Raw genomic sequence first — 21,020 nt, 5'->3', positions numbered from 1 at the left:
GGCGGATGCGCGAGGTTGTGGTAAAAAAACGAACATGATGACTTGGGATTTACCTCTGGAAGAGCTGCCGCGCATCGCGGTTGCCGGGCAATTCACGCTGAGCGATCGGAATTTTGCGACCATCCACAGGGGACGGACCCACGCATTCCACCTGCACGCCTATACCGGCCGGATGCAGCTTGCCGGCGAATTGATCCGGATCGCGCCGGGCGACGTCACGTTCAGCCCGACGGGCCTGCCGTCCAGCTATGATCTCGATACGCCGGGTCAGCATTGGTGTATCCATATCGAGCCCATGAAGGGGGACGGAGTGTGGGCACCCGTCGCGCTTCACCTGTCCGGGTGCGGCGCGCTGCGCGAACGTTTTGCCCATGTCAGCGGCCTGTTCGCGACGGCGAGCGATCCCATCGCACACATCGCGACGCGGCTTGCGGCGCAGGAACTGCTGCTGACGCTGGCGCGCCGCACCAATCCGTTGCCCGAGGATGATGCCGCCGCTCGCGCCGCCGCCTTTATCGATCGTCACTTCGATCAGCCTCTCGGCGCACGCGAAATTGCTGCTGCTGCGGGACGCTCGCCTGCCTATCTGGCGCGGCTCTTCCGCAGCCGCTTCGGTACGACCATTCCGCATCGGTTGTTACAGCGCCGCGCCGAACATGCGCGGTTCCTGCTCGAATCGACCGACCTGCCGATCTGGCGCGTCGCGGAGCGGTCGGGCATTCCCGACCCCTATCATTTCAACAAGACTGTCCGCCGTTTGCTCGGCGCGAGCCCGACCGCGATCCGGCGCGCGGCGCTTGGAGCGGCGTCGGTCGATCCCGATCGCTGACGGTTGAGGCTGGCTCGTTCCAGGCGCTTGGGCAAAAAACGGGCGGCGATGGCTTTGCGGGCTGTCGCCCGCTTCATTTTCCAATGCTCCGAAAAGGTCTGTGGAACAGTATCGGATTTTGCGGCGTATCGATGCGCTCGCCGATCCCGATTCCCGGCATCCAGCGCTCCCAGTCAGATTGCTGATTCTGGTTGGTTGGTGCGGCGAGTGTCATGTCCGCATCAATATAGATCATGGTCATCACGCCGCGCGCCCGGTCGGCGCCATTGGGCCCCGCGCGATGGAAGGTCCAGCCGAGATGATAACTGACCTCACCCAGATCGAAAGCGCTTTCATCGATTTGCAGGCCGGCGCCAATCACATCTTTGCTTATCCGAGCCTCGCTCTCGTCGCTGATCTCGAGGCCGCGTTCCAGATCGAGGCCGTGACTTCCTTCGCAAAAACTCAACGCTCCCATTTCGACCGGCGTTTGCTGGAGCGGGACCCACAGGGTCACCGCGCGATCGGTGGCAAAGGGCCAATAATATTGATCGGCATGCCATGGCGTGATGCCGCCGCCCGGCTCCTTATAAAGCGCCTGGTCGTGATAAAGGCGCACGCCGGAGACTTCGAGCAAATCAGCGGCGATCCGGGCGAGGCGCTTGCTCCTGACGAACGTTTCGACGAGGGCGCTGTGCCGCCATAGATTTCCCACTTGGAGAAATGCCCTGCCATAGGTGGTACGTTCCGCCAGCGGTATCTCGTTGCGGTTGAGCGCGATCACCAGCCGGGAGATCTCTTCGCCATAATGTTTCAGTGTTTCGGCGGAGAGCACGTTCCTGAGCTTGATATAGCCCTTTTCGCGAAACGCCGCGAGATCGCCCGACGCGAGGGAGTAGGGCGCGTCGAGGTCGTCGGTCACCATCGCGCCGGCGTTCCCGGCGGGCGGATCGGATCGCGCGGCTGGATGATCTTGCGTGCAACCGGATTGGCGCGCGCCAGCATCTCGGGCGACGGCTGGTGGCCGAATCGGGTGCGGTTCCACCCCGAGCCATAGCGATAGACGCTGATCCGGCGTTCGCCCGCGTTTGATCGCCTGGCGGAGCCGTGACACAACGCATCGACGAACAACAGCATGTCACCGGCGCGCATGTGCACCTCGATCGCGCCCTCGACGCCATCGGCCGATCCGCCGCCGTCGTTCGACCATTCCTGCACGCGATCGCGGCGCAGGAACGCCGGGTGGATCATGTTCGATTTGTGCGATCCGGGGATGACCATCGTCGCGCCGTCGCCCGGGCCGATATTGGTGAAGGCGGTGAGTATGTTGATCTCGCCGCACAGGAAGCGGCCGTTATGATAGCGATAACCGGTACGGCTGCACAGTTCATGGCCGCCCGAATGCACCGGAATCGCTTCGCCGGGGCCGCGGATCGTAAAGAAATTCTCGTCGATCGCGGTTGGCCCATGATAGTGGTCATGCGTGTCGTGGCCGCCGATGAAACGGAGCAGATAGTTCAGATATCGCGGGTGATCGATCATCCGTTCGAACACGCCGCCGAGCTCATACACCTGCTGATAGCTGGTGCCGCGATGCTCGGGATGGTCCTCGCGCTGGACCCAGTCATGCCAAGCGCCGCGCGGCAGATCCCGCGGGATCGCGTCGATCCGGGCGTTGGCCTCGGCGACCTCTGCCGGCGACAGCACGGCCTTCAGCAGCAAGAAGCCATTCAGGTCGAACAGATATTCGTCGAGTTCGGTCGGGACGCTGGCCTCGGGATGCGACACCGCGGGCGAAGAGATATCATGACTGGAATAAAGCATCGGGGGCATCCTATCGATCGGCGGACCAGGCGAGCCAGATTGCCGCGGTCCACGAAAAATCATCGCCGCCGCTGCCCGACCCGTCGACGGGGCTATAGGCTTCGTAATATCCGTTGCGTTCCATCAGCGCGAGCGTGTCGTGCCGGACCCGTGCGGCTTCGGCGTCGAAGCCGGCTTCGGCGAGCCCGGTGCCGATCATGAAATTGACCACGGCCCAGACCGGGCCGCGCCAGTAACGGATCATCTGGAAGCCAGGGTCCTCGGGATCGAGGCTGGGCATCAGATATTCGACCTTGCTGCCGATACGGTGGAGATGCGCGAGCATCGCGGCATCCTTCGCGGGGTCGGCGAGACCGGCATAAAAGCTGAGGAAGGAGGCGCTGGTGATAAAGCCCGACGAGCGCCCGGTGAGAAGATCGCGCGAACACCAGCTGTGCTTGGCGTCGTCCCATAGCCAGCCGATACCCGCCTCCGCCGTGTCGATCATCTGGCGCAATTCGTCGGCTTCAGAACCGCGGCCAAGATATTCGGCGAGGTGCAGGAGGTCGCGGTTGGCGCGCAGCAGGATCATCGACATGCCGATGTCGGCGACCTTGAACGGATTGCCCGCGGTGATTTTTGCATGGTCCCAGCCCTGCGCGACGCCATATTGGACGAGCGCCAGATAGCGGTCATATTCGAGTTTGGTCGGGCGCATCTTGGCGTCGAGATGGCCGGTATCGCGGCGCGTATATTCACCGACGCCCGAAATATCGATCGGCTCGCCAGGCGCGTCCCATTCGGGCGAATTGTCGCGGCCGGTTTCCCACGGGTGCATCGCGACGACGACCCCGCGACCATCGGGGTCGCGATAGTCGCGGAACCAGCGATGCCAGGCGATCAGTTTGTCGAACAGGCTTTCGAGGCGAAGGCGATAGGCGTCATCGGCACTGGCCGCGATCGCACTGTCCCACAATTTACGCACGACCGTCGCGGCGACGGGGGGCTGGGTGATGCCCGATGTCACCGGGGTCTTGCCGGTTGCCCAGACCGACGGGCCGGGGAAATAGCCGGGATCGTCCTGCCAGAAAACGATATGCGGCAGGAAGCCGTCATCCCACTGCGCGTTGAACAGGGTTTCGACCTCTGTCCATGCCCGGTCGCGGTTATAAGTGTCGAAGCCGAGGGCGACGAAAGCCGAATCCCAGTTCCATTGGAACGGATAGACTTGGCCGTTAGGGACGGTGTAGCCGCCCCGGTCGTTGGCAGTCAGGATGGCGCGGGCACCCGCGTCAAGCTTGTCAATTGTCATGTCGCGGATGCCCGTTTTCTATCAGAAGTTGAAGGTAGCCCGCGCCGTGATGCGGCGCGGCAGGACCGGACGGCCGACAAAATAGGCACCGCCGACCGTCTGGTTATTGTCGAGACGCGGCGAACCCTCGGTGGTCGCGTCGGTGTCGAACAGATTGAACACGTTGACGCCCAGGCGCAGGCTTTTGTTGCCGAGGGGGACGGTATAGCCGGCGTCGAGATTGACGATATTCCACCCGTCGAGCTTGATCGCGTTGTTCGACGCGGTGAAATTGTCGCCGGTGTAGTTGGTGAAGAAGGACACATCGAGCGCGCCGTCGTCATAATAGAGCCCGGCGTTATACAAAATCTGCGGCTGACGCTCGAGATCGTTGCCGATGATCGCCGGGTTCGACGTCGGGACGCCGCCGACATTGGCCTGGAACTCGGTATATTTCGCTTTCTGGATCGTGAGGTTGCCGTTGAAGCGCAAATTGGTCAGCAGTTTCAGATCGAACACCGCCTCGACGCCATAGGATTCGGTGGCGACGAGGTTGACGAGTTCCTGGAAACCACCCCCCGGCGCGTTGACGAACAGCACCTGGCGGCGGTTTTTCAGGTTGGTGTAGAACGCCGACGCTTCGAGGCTGAAGGCGGGCTGGCTGACCTTGATGCCGCCCTGGACCTGCTTGATGATTTCGCCTTCATAGGTTGCGGTCCCGGGTGACAGGCTGGCGTTGGCCGCGGTCCCGGCGGGCAGCGGCAGGAAACCGACCGCGCGAACCTCGGGGAAGAAATAGCCGCGGCTGGCGTTGAGATAGAGGCTGACGTCGTCGGTGAGCTTGTAAAGCGCGCCGGCCGCCAAGGCCCATTCGGTGGTCGAGACCTCACCGGTCAGATAGCCGTCGTTCCCCCAGATCACATCGCGCAGCGATGTCGACAGGTTCGGCGTCGTTGCGTCGGTGATCGTCGTCGACGTCCGCTCGCGGCTGATATCGCCCTTATAATGTTCGACGCGGCCGCCGATGTCGACGTTGAAGCGCTCGCCGATCTGCATCTGGTCGGCGAAATATACCGCATAACGCTCGGCCTGGTGCCGGTTGTTGACATAGCCGCCGCCGGCATTGAGCAGGCCGCCGCGCGAGATGACCGTCGTGACGTTGGTGACGGGGTTGGTGACGGTCAGATTGATCAGCTGAGGCTGATTGTTGAACGCGCCGAGGAAGGTGGTCGTCACGTTGACGTCGCGTGCGACCGTGTCGGCATAAAAGCCGCCGAGGGTGAAGCTATGCTCGATGCTGCCGGTCGTCACCTCCTTGGTGAGGTTCACCTCGGCAGAGAGGTCGTGCATCGGGCGATTGCGGTCGGTGAAGCGGTTGGCGAAGACAATGTCGCCTGGCGCCACGGCACCGCCGCCGACATAGGTGAAGGTCGCATTGGCGGCGGAGATGCCGTTCAGCTCGGGAATCTGTCCGCGCCGCGCGGCGTTGGAGACGAAGGCCGCGAGCGTCTCGGGGACGTTGACGATCCCGTCGCCGTCCGACCACAGACCGAACTTGTGCTTGTAGTCCGAATATTTGACGCGGCCGTTGATCCCCCAGCCGCTGTCGCCGAAATCCTTGTCGAAGGCGATCGCGATCTGGCCACCCTTCGACGTCACGCCGTCGGTAATGCCGGTGGTGAAGGCACCGTCGGGGGTGTTGAAACCGAGCCCGGCGACGTCCGGCGTCATCAACTGATACACCTTCTTGCCATCGTTACCGGCGATGCGGCCGCGCGTCGTGCCGTCGAGCGGGACCGGCAGAAAGAATTGCGCCCGATCGTCGATATATTGGCCGTAAAGCGTGATCGATCCGCTGTTGTCGGGAAACTCATATTTCAGGTTGCCGCGGATCTGGAAACCCTCGGTATCGAGCCCCGTCTTGAGGGGGCCGTCGTCCTTGCGATAGAAGCCCGACAGCGCGAAGAACAGATTTTCGCCGAGCGGCCCGCTGATCGTCGCGTCGCCGCGATAGCGGCCCTTTTCGGCCCATTCGATCTGCGCCGTGCCTTCGAGTTCGTCGCGTCCGGTCTTGCTGATATAGTTGATCAGGCCGGCGACCGACCCGGGACCGAACAGGTTCGACACACCGCCGCGGACGAACTCGAGGCGCGAAATGCCGAGGTCGTTGCGGTAATAAACGTCATAGGCCGACGAGTTCAGGCCGAACGTCGACATGACCGGGATGCCGTCATACATCAGCGGCGTGAACTGATATTGGCCGCCCGACGGAAGGCCGCGCACGAACACGTTCGAGGCGACTTCGCCGCCACCGGCGTCCGCCTTGATCGTCGGGATGCTGGCGAGGATGTCCGCCTGGCTGCTGACGCCCAATCGAGCAAGCCCGTCCTCGCCGACCGAGGTCACGGCGAGCGGGGTGTCGAGCGCGATACGGCCGCGGCTGGTGCCGGTGACGATGATCGTGTCCTGATCGCCGGCGACCGCATCATCACTCGCCGCGGCCGCATCGACCGAAGCGTCGGTTTCCTGCGCCTGCGTGGCCTGGAGCGGGATAAGCGCGGCGGAAAGCGATGCCGCGCACAGCAGCGAGCTGCGGAAATCGCCCGAAAAACGGCGGTGGATGGTCATGCTGGTCTCCTCCCATTGGTATCTTCCAGGCCCTTTGCAGGCCGTTGTCGTGAAAACTGAAGGGGGATAGCCGTGGATGAAAGCCCGTATTGTTGCAACGCTGTGTTGCTGATAATGATACGATAAGCAATAATATTACGGGAGATATGCGATGCTCGATCTGGGTGATCTGCAGGTGTTTTCGAAGATCGTCGAGACCGAAAGTCTGACCAAGGCCGGGCAGGCGCTTGGCCTTCCCAAATCGACGGTCAGCCGGCGCATTTCAAGGCTCGAAGAAAATCTCGGCGTCCAACTGCTCCACCGTTCCACCCGGTCGGTAACGGTGACCGAGGACGGCGCGATGTTCTTTGAATATTGCCTCCGCTCGCTCGGCGTCCTGCGCGATGGCGAACGTGCCCTGCAGAACCGGCAAAATGTGCCGCGCGGCGTCGTCAAGATCGCGATCCCCTATGTGCTGGGACAAAGCCTGATCGGTCCGCTGCTCGCGAGCTTCCTCGATCTTTATCCGGACGTGCGGCTCGTCAGCGTGCTGACTGACGATGCGGTCGGGCTGCTCCGCTCTGGTTTCGACGTTGCGCTAGCGGTCGGCCCGTTTGCCGATTCCGAGCTGGTTGCGGTCAAGCTCGGCGTCACCGAATGCGGCATCTTCGGCGCTCCGGGCTATTTCGAGCGCAAGGGCATGCCGCAAAATCATGTCGAACTGCCACGCTTCGACCTGCTCGCGATCGGCACCGTCGACCGGCGGCACCGCTGGCCGCTGCACACCGACACCGAGCAGGTGACGGTCGAATTTTCACCGCGACTCGTGTGCAACGACCTGATCCTGCTGCGCCACGCCGTGCGCTCCGAACTCGGCATCGCGACGCTGCCCGCCTTCCTCTGCAAGAATGATCTCGCCGAAGGGAATCTGGTCGAGGTGCTGCCCGGCTGGCAGGCGCCCGACATGTCCTTCTATGCGCTGTTCGCCGATCCAAAGGGCGTCCCGGTGCGCGTCCGCTCGCTGATCGACTATCTGTCCGAGACGCTCCGTCCGACACTTTCGTGGGAAATCGAATAGCGTTGCCCGTTCCGGAACAGAGTGTTCCAAAAACTGGTGCTAGCCGCTGCGGCGCCTCTGCTTCAACTCCCGGGACAAATAAAAAACGGAGGATGTCATCAGCGTCGATACCGAACAGGAGAGCATGTCTTGCCAGCACGATCGGCTGATTGCGCTGTTCCGGGAGGCGGTGCGCGCGGTGACGCCCGAGGTCGCCATGCCCCGGAAAATCCCGCATTCTCCGCATGGACGCACGGTGGTGATCGCGGTCGGAAAGGCTGCGGCCGAGATGATGCGCGTCGCGCAGGCGCGCGCCGAGCAGCCGCTGAAAGGGCTGGTCGTCACCCGCCACGGCCACCTGCCTGACCCCGCGCCGCGATGGACCGACGTCGAGATCATCGAGGCGGGTCACCCCTATCCCGACGAGAACAGCCTGATCGCCGCCGCGCGCGCGCTGGCGATCGCCGACAGCCTGGAAGCCGGCGACAATCTGTTGCTGCTTTTGTCGGGCGGCGGGTCGGCGCTGCTCGCAGCGCCGGCGACGGGCCTGACCCTCGCCGACAAGCAGCAGATCACGCGTGCGCTGCTGCAATCGGGCGCGACGATCGAAGAGATCAACTGCGTGCGCAAGCACCTGTCGCGCATCAAGGGCGGGCGGCTTTCCATCGCCGCGGGCGCGGCGCATGTCACCACCTGGATCATCTCGGACATTCCGGGCGACGACCCGTCCTTCGTGTCGTCGGGGCCGACGGTCGCCGACCTCAGCAGCCTGTCGGACGCGCGCGACATCGTCGCCAAATATGGCATCGAACCGTCGGCCGAGGTCGCCGCGGCGCTGAACGATCCGGCGAACGAGACGCCCGCTGCCGATGCGCTGGGCATCGCGGGCGGCGAGACGCAGATCATCGCCAAGGCGCGCGATGCGCTCGCCGCGGTGCAGGCGATTGCGGCGGCACAAGGCTATCAGGTCACTAACCTCGGCGACCAGTTGCAGGCCGAGGCGCGGCATCTGGGTGCGAGCCACGCCGCACTCGCGCGCCGTATGGCAAAGGACGGCAGCCGGCGCGTCATCATCTCCGGCGGCGAAACCACCGTGACCGTCACCAACAAGGCAGGGCGCGGCGGCCGCAACCTAGAATATCTGCTTGGCCTCGCGATCGCGCTGAACGGGGAGCCGGGCATTTTCGCGATCGCGTGCGACACCGACGGCATTGATGGCACCGACGATGCGGCGGGCGCGACGATCGGCCCCGACACGCTGGCGCGCGCGCGACAGGCGGGGCTCGACCCGGTCGAGTATCTGGCGTCGAACAACGCATACCGCTTCTTCGAGCAATTGGGAGACCTGGTGATTACCGGTCCCACGCTGACCAACGTCAACGACTTCCGAGCAATCTTAATCGAAGGATTATAGGCCATGGCTGGACGGACGAAACTTACGCAGGGATCGGACGCCGACTTCGAGCGGCGCGGCTATACAATTTATCGGGATGTCGTCGATGCCGACCTGATCGCGGAGGCCAGTCGCCACGTCGATTGGCTTGTCGCGCGTAATCCGGACACCCGATCCGAAAATCTCGGTACGCGCCTTGTTGGCGACGACCCCTTCTGGTTGCGGCTGGTCAGCGATCCGCGCCTGCTTGATATTGCCGAGCAGTATATCGGACCCGACATCGCACTTTTCGCCTCGCACTATATCTCGAAACCGGCGGGCGACGGCCAGCCGGTGCTGTGGCATCAGGACGGCAGCTACTGGCCGCTTGAGCCGATGGAGGTTATTTCCTTGTGGCTGGCGATCGACGACTCAACGCCGGAAAATGGCTGTCTGAGAGTGATTCCGGGTTCGCAGCATCTCGGTTTACAAGATCTCGAACGGCGCGACGATGTCGCGAACGTGTTGGGTTCGGGGATAAATACCTCGGCCGTCGATGAGGACGCCGCGGTCGATGTCGTGCTCCGTGCCGGCGACGTGTCGATTCATCATCCGAACGTCATTCATGGATCCAACGCCAACACGTCCGCATATCGCCGCTGTGGCCTGACGATCCGCTATATTCCCACGACCACGCGTATCGTCAGCGAAGACCCCTGGGCGTCGGCCTTTCTGCTGCGCGGAAAGGGCGTCGAAGACGTCAACGACTACCGGCCTCTGCCCACCTGGGACGCGGGACGGCATATGGCTTTCAGAGGCTGCGAAAACTGGGCGCCGATGTGAATACGCAAAGGGCTCCACGCGCCAAGAGCTGGGATTATCCCTGGATTCTGATTGGCCTGCTCTGGCTGGTCGCGTTTCTCAACGCTGCCGATCGCTCGATCCTCATCGCGGTGATGCCGCAAATCAAGCTTGAGTTCGGGTTGACCAACACCGAGTTGGCGCTTCTCAATTCCCTATTTTTCTGGATTTATGCGCTCTGTGCGTTCCTTTCTGGGCGTGTAGGAGACAGTGTGCGGCGTACGCGCATTATCATTTATGGCCTTGTTTTCTGGAGTATGGCGACCGGGTTGACCGCACTCTCGACCGGTTTTGCCATGCTGCTCGCCTTTCGCGGGCTCGTCGCGATGGGTGAAGCGACCTATTATCCGACCGCGACCGCGCTCATTTCGGATTGGCATCAGCCCAAGTCGCGCGGCCGTGCGCTATCACTCCACCAGACCGGTGTGTTTGCAGGTGCCGGCCTCGGCGCTGTCTTCGCCGGGTTTCTTGCCGACAAGTTCAGCTGGCATCTTCCGTTCGCGGTCTTCGCCGCCGTCGGCGTGGCACACGCGTTCCTCCTTTACCGCTGGCTTCGCGATGCACCTGTCACCACGGCGAAGGCGGTGAATGACGAGCCATTGGGCGTCGTCTGGCGTATCAAGCCCGCGCTTTTGCTTTGCGCCGTTTTCTTCCTCGCGAACGGCGCGGCGGCGGGCGTGACAGTATGGGCGCCAACTTATGTCTACGACACGCTGGGTCTTGACCTTGCGGGGTCTGCTCTGGTCGGCTCGGCGACGATTAACATTGCCGGCTTTCTGACAGTGCCGCTGGGCGGGTTCGTCGCGGACTGGCTGGCGAAACGCACCCCGCTCGGGCGCTTTTACACCCTTGCCATCGGGCTGATGCTCGCCGCGCTGCTGCTGCTGCCGCTGACCTCGATGACGACGGCCGCGGGTGTCGGTTTGGTGCTTGTCGCCACCAGCTTTGGCAAGGGATTGTTCGACGGCTGTATATATGCAGCCATGCACGACGTGGTTCCCCAGCACGCCCGTGCGACGGCCGTAGGTGCCATGACGATGATCGGCTTTTTCGGTGCGGGCCTGACGCCGTTGTTCGTCGCCTGGGCGTCGGAAACGATTGGTATGGCAGGGGGGATGGTCTCGCTGGCTGCGTTTTATGTCATTGCCGTCGTGCTGATCCTTTCCATGCGCCGCTCGATCGCTCGCGCGGTCGAAGCCAATTCGGCGGATGCGCACTGATGAAATCGCTGATTCTCAAGGCGCCGAGGGTTTTGGAGTTCGAGGAATCCGCGGATTCCCCGCTGGAGCCGCAGGATGTTCGCATCCGCACGCTTTTTTCGGGGATCAGCGCGGGCACCGAGCTGACGCAATATCGCGGCACCAATCCCTTCATGCACCGCCGTTTCGATGAGGCGCAGCGGCTGTTCGTCGATGCCGATGTGCCGAGCTGGGACTGGCCGGTGCGCAACCTCGGCTATGAGGAATCGGGCGAGATTATCGAAGTGGGGAGCGCGGTGGCCGACCTGCGCGTCGGGCAACGGCTGTTCGGCACCTGGAACCACCGGACGCATCATGTCGCGACCGCCGACTATGTGCGCGACCGGCTCCTTCCCGAGGACGCCGACCCCCGCATCGGTATTTTCTCGCACATCGGCGCGGTGGCGCTCAACGGCGTCCACGACGCGCAGATCCGCATCGGCGATTGTGTGGCGGTCTTCGGCCTCGGCGTGCCTGGGCAGATCGTCGCGCAGGCGGCGCGCGCGTCGGGCGCAAGGATCATCGCGGTCGATCCCGATGCGGCGCGGCGTGCGATCGCGCTGCGCCACGGTGCGCATATCGCGATCGACGCTGCGGGCGCCGCCGAAGAGATCAAGCGGCTGACCAGCGGACGCGGCGCCGATGTCTGCATCGAGGTGTCGGGCGCGGCGCCGGCGCTCGGCGAAGCGATCCGCGCCGCCGCCTATAATGCGCGTGTCGTTGCGATGGGCTTTTTCCAGGGCGCGATCGCCGGGCTGCGGCTGGGCGAAGAGTTCCACCTCAACCGCATCCAGCTGATCTGCTCGCAGATTTCGGGCGTTGCGCCCGATACGAGCTATCGCTGGTCGAAGCCGCGGCTGTGGCGCGCCGCGGTCGAATTGCAGCATGACGGCACGCTCGACCTGTTGCCGCTGATCACGCATCGCGCGCCCTTTGCCGAGGCGCCGAAACTATTCGAACAGCTCGACGCGGGGACGCCGGGGATGCTGCAGGCGATGCTGGAGTTCGACACATGAGGAAACTGCGGGTGGGACTGCTCGGTTGCGGGGGCATCGGCGCGCGCCATGCCGGCGCTGTCGCCGAGTTGCCGAAGCAAATGGAACTCGTCGCCTGTTGCGGCCGCGATGCGGAGCGGACAGGGGCGTTTGCCGGCGATCGCGCCGCCGCCGGCTATATCGACCTCGACCTGATGTTGCAGCACGAGCGTCTAGACCTCGTCATCGCGACATTGCCCCCCTTTGACCGCAGCGGCGAGATCGAGCGCGTTGCCCGCGCTGGCGTGCATCTGCTTGTCGAAAAGCCGATCGCGCTCGATCAGCAAGCCGCCGACGCGATGGTCGCCGAAGTCGGCAGGGCCGACGTCGTCGCGGCGATCGGCTTCATGTACCGCTTCGGCGATGCGGTGCGCCGCTGGAAAGACGCCGACACCGGGCAGGTCGGTCTTTATGCCGGCGCCTATCATTGCAACGCGCTCCATGCCGATTGGTGGCGCGAGGAGGCGAAGTCGGGCGGGCAGATCTTGGAGCAGGTGATCCACCAGGTCGACCTGATCCGCCACCTGATGGGCGAGCCCGACAGCGTTTACGCGCGCCGCGCAAATTTCGCGCACCACGACACGCCCGGCTATGACATCGAAGATATTTCGGCGATCGTCTTCGGCTGGGACGACGGGCGGATCGCGACGCTCAACGCCTCGAACATCGCGGTTCCGGGCGTTTGGCACAAGGAATGGGCGGTCTATGCCGAACGGATGACCGGGCGCTTTACGGGCTGGAACGACGCGGTGCTGACGCGGACCGCCGGCGAGGCGGCGGTCGAGGAGATTGCGGGTCCGACCGATCCCTTCGTTGCGCAGCTCGCCGATGTGCACCGCGCGATCACGGCTGGCGGCGCGCCCGCGATCCCGCTGTCCGAAGGCGCCGCCTCGCTGCGGCTCGCGCTCGCCGCGCGGCAGTCGGCCGACGAGCGGCGCGAGATCCGGCTGACCCGATGACCCAGTTCGCGAACAAGGGCGTTGTGCTAGCCGACGTACAGCCGCTGCTCGACGGCGCGGTGCCGCCGCATCGGGTGACGCATAGCGCACCCGACCGGATCGAATGGGCGCTCGATGAGGGGCGGACGATCACGCTCGCGGTGGGCGAAGAGGGTGACGCGCTCCGCTTCGATATTTCGGTGTGCGGGCTTGGCGACGCGCCGCTGTCGCTCGGCTTGCGCTTCGGCGCAGTGCGCGGGGTGCAGCGCTACCTTCGCAACGGCTATCACAGCTGGGACGGCAGTTTTTTTGCCGATCCCGGCACGCCCGCGGGCGATGCGCCGCCGGGCAAGGAGCCGACATTGGGCTTTGCGATGACCGCACTGGTGCCGCGCGCGGCGCCGGGCGCGGTAATGCTCGGTTTCGATCGGCACGATCGTTTCCAGAACCGCTTTCGCTTCGGCGGCAATGCCGAGGCGATGACGATCGATGTCGAAACCTTGCTCGACCGCACGGGTGCGACCACCGCCGAACCGCTCTATCTTTACGCCGACGACGATGTCGAGGCCGCGCTCATCCGCTGGTCGGAGCGTGTCGCCGCGGCCTCGCCGTTCACCCCGCGCATCCCCGCCAAACGGATCAGCGGCTGGTGTTCATGGTATAATCTCTACGCCGCGATCGACGAGGCGAATGTCCGCGAGCATCTAGACGCCGCAGCGGCTTATCGCGACGCGCACGGCACCCGCCTCGACATCTTCCTGATCGACGATGGCTTCACCCCCGAGATGGGCGACTGGCTCGACGTCAAACCGCAATTCCCAAGCGGCATGGCGCCGCTGCTCGGCGAGATCGCCGGTGCGGGCTTCACCCCCGGTCTGTGGATCGCGCCCTTCATGGTCGGCAATCGCAGCAGGCTGTTCGCCGAGCATCCCGATTGGGTCGTGCGCGAAAGGGCGACGGGCGAACCCTTGATCCAGATGGCCTTTTACGGCGAGTTCCGCTGGCACAAGCGGAGCGAGGAATATTATGTCCTCGACATCACCCATCCGGGTGCCGAGGCGTGGATTCGGCAAGTGTTCCGGACCTGGGCGCAAGATTGGGGCGCGCGCTATTTCAAGACCGATTTCATGTTCTTCGGCGCCGAATATGGCCCCGACCGCGCCCTCTGGCACGAGGCTGGCCAATCGCGCATCGCAATCTGGCGCAAGATGGCGGCGGTCGTCCGCGAAGAGATCGGCGACGCGCTGTGGCTCGGTTGCGGTTGTCCGCTGTGGGCATCGGTCGGCCTTGTCGATGCAGTCCGCATCGGGCGCGACGTCGGGGTAAAATGGTCGGGCGACCAGTCGGCTGAAAGCCTGCTGCGCGACCAGGCGACGCGCAACCATGCCGCTGGCCGGCTGTGGCAAGCCGATCCCGACTGCATATTGCTGCGCGACCGCTATCACGACCTCAGCGACGCGCAGGTGCGCAGCCTCGCGTTGCTCGCCGGGCTGTCGGGCGGAGTGCTGATGACGAGCGACACGCTCGACACGCTGTCCGCCGACCGCGCAGCGCTGTTCGACCGCATCGCCGCGCTCGATATCGGCTCGTGCCGTTACCCCACGCTCGGCAATGGCGAGGCAATGATCGTCCAGCGCGCCACGCTGGTTGACGGATCGACGCTCGAACTGCGGCTCGACCCGGCGACGGGTGAGAGCCGCTGCGTCGACGGGCAAGGGAAGGTCTGGCCGTGACCGATACGCGCTTCGACCCGGCCGAGCATCCGCACCGGCGCTACAACCCGCTGCGCGGCGAGTGGATATTGGTCTCGCCGCACCGCGCCAAACGCCCCTGGCAGGGCGAGCAGGGCAAGGCGACCGCGGCGCCCTCCGAAAGCCACGACCCTTCCTGCTATCTCTGCCCCGGCAACACGCGTGCTAACGGCTCGGTGAACCCCGAATATTCGGGGCCGTTCGTGTTCGACAATGATTTCGCGGCGCTGCTCCCCGACACGCCCGCACCGCCCGAAACGGCCGACCCGTTGTTTCAGGCCGGTGCAGCGTCGGGGACGAGCCGGGTGATCTGCTTCTCGCCCGATCATGCGCGCGGACTTCCTGCGCTCGACGAGGACGAGATTGCCGCGGTCGTCGATTGCTGGTGCGACCAAAGCGCGGACCTTGGCAGAACCCACGCCCATGTGCAGATCTTCGAGAATCGCGGCGAAATGATGGGCTGTTCGAACCCGCATCCGCACGGACAGGTCTGGGCGACGCGCCATGTTCCCGACGAGATCGCGCGCGAAGAGGCCGGCCAGCGCGGCTGGGCGGGCGCCAGGCCGATGCTGACCGAACTCGCCGAGCGCGAAGCCGACGGCCCGCGTGTTGTTGCCGAGCATGATCTGTGGCTGGCGATCGTCCCCTATTGGGCGGCATGGCCGTTCGAGACATTGCTGTTACCGCGCTTTGCCGCGCAGCGCCTGCCCGACCTCGATGCCGAACAGCGACGCGCACTCGCCGCGATGCTCCGCGAACTCACGCGGCGCTACGACAATCTGTTTGGCTGTCCCTTCCCCTATTCGATGGGCTGGCATGGCGCGCCTTTTGGTGCCGGTGACGTCCGCCATTGGCAGCTTCATGCGCACTTCTATCCGCCGCTGCTGCGTTCGGCGACGGTGCGCAAATTCATGGTCGGCTATGAACTGCTCGCCGAGGCGCAGCGCGACCTGACCCCCGAACAGGCGGCCGAACGGCTGCGCGCGGTCGAGATCGGCGCATGACGCTCGCCGAACGGACGACCGCGCGGTTCGGCGAGTTGATCGGCGCCGCACCCGACATCGCGGTGCGCGCGCCGGGGCGCGTCAACCTGATCGGCGAGCATACCGACTATAACGACGGCTTCGTCCTCCCCGCCGCGATCGGCCAGCATAGCATCGTCGCGGCGCGCCGACGTCTCGATAATGTCGTCCGGATGATCGCCGCCGATTTCGGCGATGTCGTCAGCGAATTCGACCTGTCGCGGCCGATCGCGCCCGCGCCCGATCAGCCTTGGTCCAACTATATTCGCGGCATGGCGGCAACGATGCAGGCGCACGGCGTGGACCTCGGCGGTACAGATATCGTCGTCGCGGGCGATATTCCGCAAGGGTCTGGGCTGTCTTCGTCGGCGTCGCTGTCAGTTGCGACAGGGATGGCGCTCGGCGGATTGTTCGCGCGGGGCCATTTCGGTGCGACGCAGATCGCGTTGATGGCGCAAGCGGCCGAATGCGATTTCGTCGGGATGCGCTGCGGCAACATGGACCAGCTTGCTTCGGCGCACGGTGTACTGGATCATGCGCTGCTGATCGATTGCCGCAGCCTCGACATCCGCCCGGTCGCGCTGCCGCCCGGCGCCGCGATCCTGATCGTCCATTCGGGGATCAGCCGCGGTCTCGTCGACGGGCAATATAATGAGCGCCGCGCGCAGTGCGAGGCGGTCGCGCGCCAGCTCGGCGCGGCAGCGCTGCGCGACGTGTCGCTGGATGAACTCGATGCCGCGCGCGCCGACCTCGATCCAATAGCCTATCGCCGCGCGCGCCATGTCGTTACCGAAAATGTCCGGGTGCTCGATGCCGCGCAGGCGATGGAGGGGGGCGATCTGGTGGCGCTCGGCGAATTGATGGCGGCGTCGCATGTCTCGATGCGCGACGATTTCGAGATCACTCTGCCCGCGATCGATCACCTGGTGGCGGAATTGCAACGCGCGATCGGCGGTCGGGGCGGTGCGCGCATGACCGGCGGCGGCTTCGGCGGCGCGGTCGTCGCGCTGGTCGAGGCGGAGGCGGCGCAGGCGGTGATCGATCATGTCGAAACAGGCTATCGAACGCCGGACGGCAACACGCCGGCAATCATGGTCGAACGCGCCCATGCCGGCGCATCTTTTCTGTGAGCTGGCATAAGGGAGGGGGTCGTTCAAATGATGGACGGTAAGATTGCGCTGATCGAAGCGGGCGGCACCAAGTTCATTGTCGGCGTCGGCGATGCGTCGCGGCAGATTCAGGCGCGCACGCGCATCGACACGACGCGGCCCGAAGAGACGATCCCCGCCGCGATAGACTGGCTGCGACAGCAGGGCGGCGATTATGCGGCGGTCGGCATTGCAAGCTTTGGTCCGCTCGATCTCGATCGCGCATCGCCGCAATGGGGCCATATCACGCGCACGACGAAACCGCACTGGAGCATGGCCGATGTCGCGGGCCCCTTTGCGCGCGCGTTCACCTGCCCCGTCGCGATCAACACCGACGTCAATGGCGCGGCGCTCGCCGAATGGATGTGGGGCGCGGGGCAAGCGACCAATTCGTCGCTCTATCTGACCGTCGGCACCGGTGTCGGCGGCGGCGCAGTCGTCGGCGGGCAGTTGGTCCACGGCGTCACCCACCCCGAAATGGGGCATATCCGGATGCCGCGGCATCCCGCTGACACCGGGTTCGAAGGGACCTGTCCCTTTCACGGCGACTGTCTCGAAGGGCTCGCTGCCGGGCCTTCGATCATCGCGCGTTGGGGGGCGTCGCTATCGGACCTGCCGTCCGACCATATCGGGCATCGGATCATTGCCTGGTATCTGGCGCACGCGATCGCGACCTTTCAGGCGATACTCGAACCCGCACGCATCATTCTGGGCGGCGGCGTTATGGAAAGCCCGGGCTTGCTCGCCCGAATCCGCTCAGAGGCCGTGGAAGCGGCGGCCGGCTATTTCGCGGGTCGCCCCCAAGAGATGATCGTACCTCCCGCGTTGGGCGATAGCGCTGGCCTGCTCGGCGCGCTCGCATTGACGCTCGTCGAGGGACATCCGCATAGCGCCGGGGCCAAGCGTCAATGAACGGTTCGCGAAAATTGCAGACGATCGGCGTCGAATAGCCCTGGGGCGTAAGCGTTCTCCCGCCTCCATTCGCGACGCCCATCGGTCAGCGGATTGGCGAAACTTTTTCGGTCGCGCACGTCACCGGGAGCGACCTTGGCCCGCTTGCGACAGCGACGCCGCTGCTGCTGGTTCCGGTAAGCGGCGCAATCGCCGCGAACGGTTTACGAGCCGACGTCGGGGAATGTCTCTGGGCGGCCGACGCAAAGGCAATTGAAGCACCGGACAGTTCCCGCTTTCTTGCCGCGTGGACGCGCTGACCGTCTGCTCACGTTGGCGGGAACAGGCCCGGCAATAGCAGATCGCCTTGCTTGTAGCGCAGGCGGATGCTCCGGACTTGACTCAAATCGGCAAGAGGATCGCCCGTCAACGCCAGGAAACTCGCTTCATAGCCCGCTTCGAGCCGGCCGATCCGTCGCTGTGGGAAGATCGTTCGCGGGGTGTCCTCGCACCAGATTTTGAGCATCTCGAGATTGCTGAAGACGCCGAGGGTATTCAGGTAGAGCACGTCCTTCACCGGCGATCGGCCGAAGCTGTCCGAACCGAACGCGATGCGGACATGATGGCGGCGGAGGCGCTGGAGGTTGCGGATGCGGATGTTTTCGGTCCGCGCCTTTGCCGCAGCGTCATAGGCCGGGTTCTGCGGGTCGAACATGGGATAATAGGCGGGGGCCGGTATCACCCATATGCCGCGCTCGGCGGTCCGCTTCGCATCCTCGTCGCTGAGTTCATATTCGGCCGGATCGGCGTTTTCGGGGATGCTCGAGCCCGGCAGATGCGCCATCTCGTCGACGCCGGCCGCAAGTGCGACGCGGTAATCCGCGGCGGTGGTCACATGCGCGCTGACGCGCAGCCCGGCACGGTGCGCCCGCCTCACGATCGACGGGACCAGCGCGGGGTCGAGTCCGCGGTCGCCGACGCTGTCGGTCCGGCGCTTCCGCTCGTCATATTCTTCGCTGTGGATGAGGTAGAGCTTGATGAAATCGGGCTTGCCGGCCAGAATCGCGGACCATTTGGCGTCGAGGTCGGCCGCGGTGTCGATGATATAATAGGCGTCATTGTCGACCAGCCGGCTGTCGCGAACGCGCTGTACATCGCCTGGGCGGGGGCCGGGCCGGCCAAGCAGGGCGAGGCCCTCATAGGTCGCCAGCGGATGGCCGTTGGTGGCCGAGAGGCCGCCATGCGCATAGGATATGTCGACACTGCCCGGTATGTTGACCTTCGCGGCGACACGCCGTGCGCGGCTGCGCACATCGGTCTGGACTTTCGCGTAGAAGACGCCGTCTTTCAGATACATGGCGATATGCTTGTCGATGTTCGCCGGATTGTCGAAATGATGCGTATGCGCGTCGGCGAAGGGCGGGATGACATAATTGTCGCCGAGGTCGATGACCTCATCGATCTGGCGCGGTTCGCGGGTGGTGAACATCCCGTCGACCGCGTAATATTGTCGTGGCCGATACCCTGAACCGTCGAACCAGCGGCCGCCCTTGAATGCGCAGTTTTTTGCGCGGGGAGCGTTTACCCGCGGGGTGGGCGAGAGCACCGGGGCGCAGGCCGCGGCGAAGCTGGAGACGAGGACGATCACCATCCCCCGCCGCGACGGGAGATCGGCGAACGGCCGCCTGCCGGTCACGGCCGGTCGGCCGCGATTTTTACATCGGCAAGCATCCGGTCGAGTTCGGTCCGCGTGAAAAGCCGTCCTCCCAGCACCACCGCGCTGATTTTTCGCGTGTTGCGTATGTCGCCGAGCGGATCGGCGTCGAGGAGGATGAGATCGGCCTGCTTGCCCACCTCGATCGTGCCGAACCGGTCCAGCTGTCCGAGATACGCCGCCGGATTGCGCGTCGCCGCCTGAAGCGCCTCCATCGGCGTGAGGCCGGATTCGACGAGCAGGGCGAGTTCGTCGTGAAGGCCAAAGCCGATCGGCAGCATGTCGGTGCCCGCGAGGATGCCGACGCCGGCGCGCTGCATCGCGCCGACTATCCGCATTTCCTGGGCCTGGTTCTTTGACAGGCGCATATAATCTGCCGCGCTGAAATGCTTGTAGACGGGGTGGTCGAGCGGATTGGTCGACCGCGCCGCTGCGGGTAGATAGGCGCGGCGCGGATCGGCAAAGTCCGGCGCCGATTGCAGCCCCGCCGCGCGGTTCACCAGCAGCGTAGGGACGTGCCAGGTTCCGTTCCGCCGGAAGCGCGCGAACAGTGCGGTGCATCGGCGCGCGTCATAGGCATCGAGATGCTTGCCTTCGAGCCGGCGCAGCAGGGTGAGATAACTCGCCCCCGCAGCGGCTTCGGCCTCGAGTTTTGCAATGTCCGCGGGAAGCTCCGCCTGAAGGCGCGAGCAGGCGAAGGCGATCCCGCTCAGATGCTCGATGCTCTTCTGTCCGGCGTCTGAAGCTTCGCGTGTCGTGATCGCGCGCGGAACATGCCCGGCGACCGGGATATTGCGCCGCTTGGCTTCGTCGATGATACCGAAATAGGCGTCGCGGGGCAGCAGGCTGTAGACCTTGATGAAGTCGGCGCCGCCGCCGACGGCCTTAGCGACCGCAGTGCGCCCTTCGTCTGCGTCGCCCGCCGTGATCGAGTCGCGATGAACCGGGTTGGGCCCGTCGACGAGCGGACTCGCGATGACAAGATGCGGCGCGAGCAGCTCGTTTTTTGCGACCGCATTTCGCCATTGCTGATGGACCGGAAGCCCGCGCAGCAACCGGATTCCGGTCACGCCATTGGCGATGTAGAGCGGAAGAAATTCGGTGCGGCTCCAATGGGTGTGCATGTCCCAAAGGCCGGGGATCAGGAACTTGCCCGACCCGTCGACCAACTCGGCATGTTCGGGAATGGCGATGGCTTCGCGGCTTCCGATGGCGGAGATTCGCCCCGCAGTGACGACGACCGTGGTTCCGGGGCGGGGCGACCGTCCGGTTGCATCGATCAACGTGACGTTCCGCAAAACGAGCGCGGCGCCCGGCTCGCGCCCCGCCGCCGCCCCCGCCGATGCGGCAAGCGCGACGGCCGATAACAGCAGCGCGCTGCGCAGCGCGCGCCGGGCGGTTCGGGCAAGCGCGCTAACATGGGCGATGGGCGCGGCCCCGGCGGTATCCCACCGGAACCGCGCGCTTGGCGGCGACGATAGCATC

At 64.7% G+C, this 21,020-nt stretch carries 17 protein-coding genes; 11 read left to right on the top strand and 6 right to left on the bottom strand.

The features are described from left to right. The first annotated feature begins 34 nt into the window (after window positions 1–34). Window positions 35–829 carry a helix-turn-helix transcriptional regulator gene (locus tag ACREBX_RS18545; RefSeq protein ID WP_431563212.1) on the top strand — a complete coding sequence of 265 codons (795 nt, stop codon included), beginning with the start codon at window positions 35–37 and terminating at the stop codon, window positions 827–829. A 73-nt stretch (window positions 830–902) separates the two neighbouring features. Here ACREBX_RS18545 and ACREBX_RS18540 read toward each other — a convergent pair whose 3' ends face one another. The 4 genes from ACREBX_RS18540 to ACREBX_RS18525 are packed head-to-tail and all read right to left on the bottom strand — an operon-like array spanning window position 903 to window position 6,530. After that, complete coding sequence (locus ACREBX_RS18540; RefSeq protein WP_431563211.1) at window positions 903–1,733, bottom strand: phytanoyl-CoA dioxygenase family protein; 831 nt, start codon at window positions 1,731–1,733, stop codon at window positions 903–905. Further along, window positions 1,727–2,632, bottom strand: a complete 906-nt coding sequence (locus ACREBX_RS18535; protein WP_431563210.1) for a phytanoyl-CoA dioxygenase family protein — start codon at window positions 2,630–2,632, stop codon at window positions 1,727–1,729. The genes ACREBX_RS18540 and ACREBX_RS18535 overlap by 7 nt, the downstream gene beginning before the upstream one ends. A gap of 10 nt (window positions 2,633–2,642) precedes the next feature. After that, the gene (locus ACREBX_RS18530) at window positions 2,643–3,923 is read right to left on the bottom strand and encodes an MGH1-like glycoside hydrolase domain-containing protein (protein WP_431563209.1); all 1,281 of its coding nucleotides are present in this window, start codon (window positions 3,921–3,923) and stop codon (window positions 2,643–2,645) included. Window positions 3,924–3,944: 21 nt separating this feature from the next. After that, the gene (locus ACREBX_RS18525; protein WP_431563208.1) at window positions 3,945–6,530 is read right to left on the bottom strand and encodes a TonB-dependent receptor; all 2,586 of its coding nucleotides are present in this window, start codon (window positions 6,528–6,530) and stop codon (window positions 3,945–3,947) included. Between the two features lie 151 nt (window positions 6,531–6,681). Between ACREBX_RS18525 and ACREBX_RS18520 the strand changes: the two genes are divergently transcribed. From ACREBX_RS18520 to ACREBX_RS18475, 10 genes are all read left to right on the top strand, one after another. Next, window positions 6,682–7,587: a LysR substrate-binding domain-containing protein gene (locus ACREBX_RS18520; RefSeq protein ID WP_431563207.1), complete on the top strand. Its 906-nt coding sequence runs from the start codon at window positions 6,682–6,684 to the stop codon at window positions 7,585–7,587. Between the two features lie 124 nt (window positions 7,588–7,711). Then, complete coding sequence (locus ACREBX_RS18515; RefSeq protein WP_431563206.1) at window positions 7,712–8,980, top strand: glycerate kinase type-2 family protein; 1,269 nt, start codon at window positions 7,712–7,714, stop codon at window positions 8,978–8,980. Window positions 8,981–8,983: 3 nt separating this feature from the next. Further along, window positions 8,984–9,781 carry a phytanoyl-CoA dioxygenase family protein gene (locus ACREBX_RS18510; RefSeq protein WP_431563205.1) on the top strand — a complete coding sequence of 266 codons (798 nt, stop codon included), beginning with the start codon at window positions 8,984–8,986 and terminating at the stop codon, window positions 9,779–9,781. After that, on the top strand, window positions 9,778–11,019 hold the full coding sequence (locus ACREBX_RS18505; RefSeq protein WP_431563204.1) for an MFS transporter: 1,242 nt from the start codon (window positions 9,778–9,780) through the stop codon (window positions 11,017–11,019). The genes ACREBX_RS18510 and ACREBX_RS18505 overlap by 4 nt, the downstream gene beginning before the upstream one ends. Continuing rightward, the gene (locus tag ACREBX_RS18500; RefSeq protein WP_431563203.1) at window positions 11,019–12,053 is read left to right on the top strand and encodes a zinc-binding dehydrogenase; all 1,035 of its coding nucleotides are present in this window, start codon (window positions 11,019–11,021) and stop codon (window positions 12,051–12,053) included. The genes ACREBX_RS18505 and ACREBX_RS18500 overlap by 1 nt, the downstream gene beginning before the upstream one ends. After that, on the top strand, window positions 12,050–13,030 hold the full coding sequence (locus tag ACREBX_RS18495) for a Gfo/Idh/MocA family protein (protein ID WP_431563202.1): 981 nt from the start codon (window positions 12,050–12,052) through the stop codon (window positions 13,028–13,030). Before ACREBX_RS18500 ends, ACREBX_RS18495 begins: the two co-directional genes overlap by 4 nt. Continuing rightward, window positions 13,027–14,742 carry a glycoside hydrolase family 36 protein gene (locus ACREBX_RS18490; protein ID WP_431563201.1) on the top strand — a complete coding sequence of 572 codons (1,716 nt, stop codon included), beginning with the start codon at window positions 13,027–13,029 and terminating at the stop codon, window positions 14,740–14,742. The genes ACREBX_RS18495 and ACREBX_RS18490 overlap by 4 nt, the downstream gene beginning before the upstream one ends. Further along, on the top strand, window positions 14,739–15,764 hold the full coding sequence (locus tag ACREBX_RS18485) for a UDP-glucose--hexose-1-phosphate uridylyltransferase (RefSeq protein WP_431563200.1): 1,026 nt from the start codon (window positions 14,739–14,741) through the stop codon (window positions 15,762–15,764). Before ACREBX_RS18490 ends, ACREBX_RS18485 begins: the two co-directional genes overlap by 4 nt. Then, entirely contained in the window at window positions 15,761–16,912 is a 1,152-nt protein-coding gene (gene galK, locus ACREBX_RS18480) for a galactokinase (protein WP_431563199.1), read from the top strand. Before ACREBX_RS18485 ends, galK begins: the two co-directional genes overlap by 4 nt. A gap of 27 nt (window positions 16,913–16,939) precedes the next feature. Continuing rightward, window positions 16,940–17,842 carry an ROK family protein gene (locus tag ACREBX_RS18475; protein WP_431563198.1) on the top strand — a complete coding sequence of 301 codons (903 nt, stop codon included), beginning with the start codon at window positions 16,940–16,942 and terminating at the stop codon, window positions 17,840–17,842. Between the two features lie 307 nt (window positions 17,843–18,149). Here ACREBX_RS18475 and ACREBX_RS18470 read toward each other — a convergent pair whose 3' ends face one another. Continuing rightward, window positions 18,150–19,517 carry an amidohydrolase family protein gene (locus ACREBX_RS18470; RefSeq protein ID WP_431563197.1) on the bottom strand — a complete coding sequence of 456 codons (1,368 nt, stop codon included), beginning with the start codon at window positions 19,515–19,517 and terminating at the stop codon, window positions 18,150–18,152. Beyond that, window positions 19,514–21,019 (bottom strand): amidohydrolase family protein, encoded by a 1,506-nt coding sequence (locus ACREBX_RS18465; protein ID WP_431563196.1) that lies wholly within the window; start codon window positions 21,017–21,019, stop codon window positions 19,514–19,516. The genes ACREBX_RS18470 and ACREBX_RS18465 overlap by 4 nt, the downstream gene beginning before the upstream one ends. Window position 21,020: the final 1 nt, after the last annotated feature.

The sequence above is a fragment of the Sphingopyxis sp. genome (assembly GCF_050725655.1).
Lineage (GTDB): Bacteria > Pseudomonadota > Alphaproteobacteria > Sphingomonadales > Sphingomonadaceae > Sphingopyxis.
This window is presented reverse-complemented; position numbering and strand designations above follow the sequence as displayed.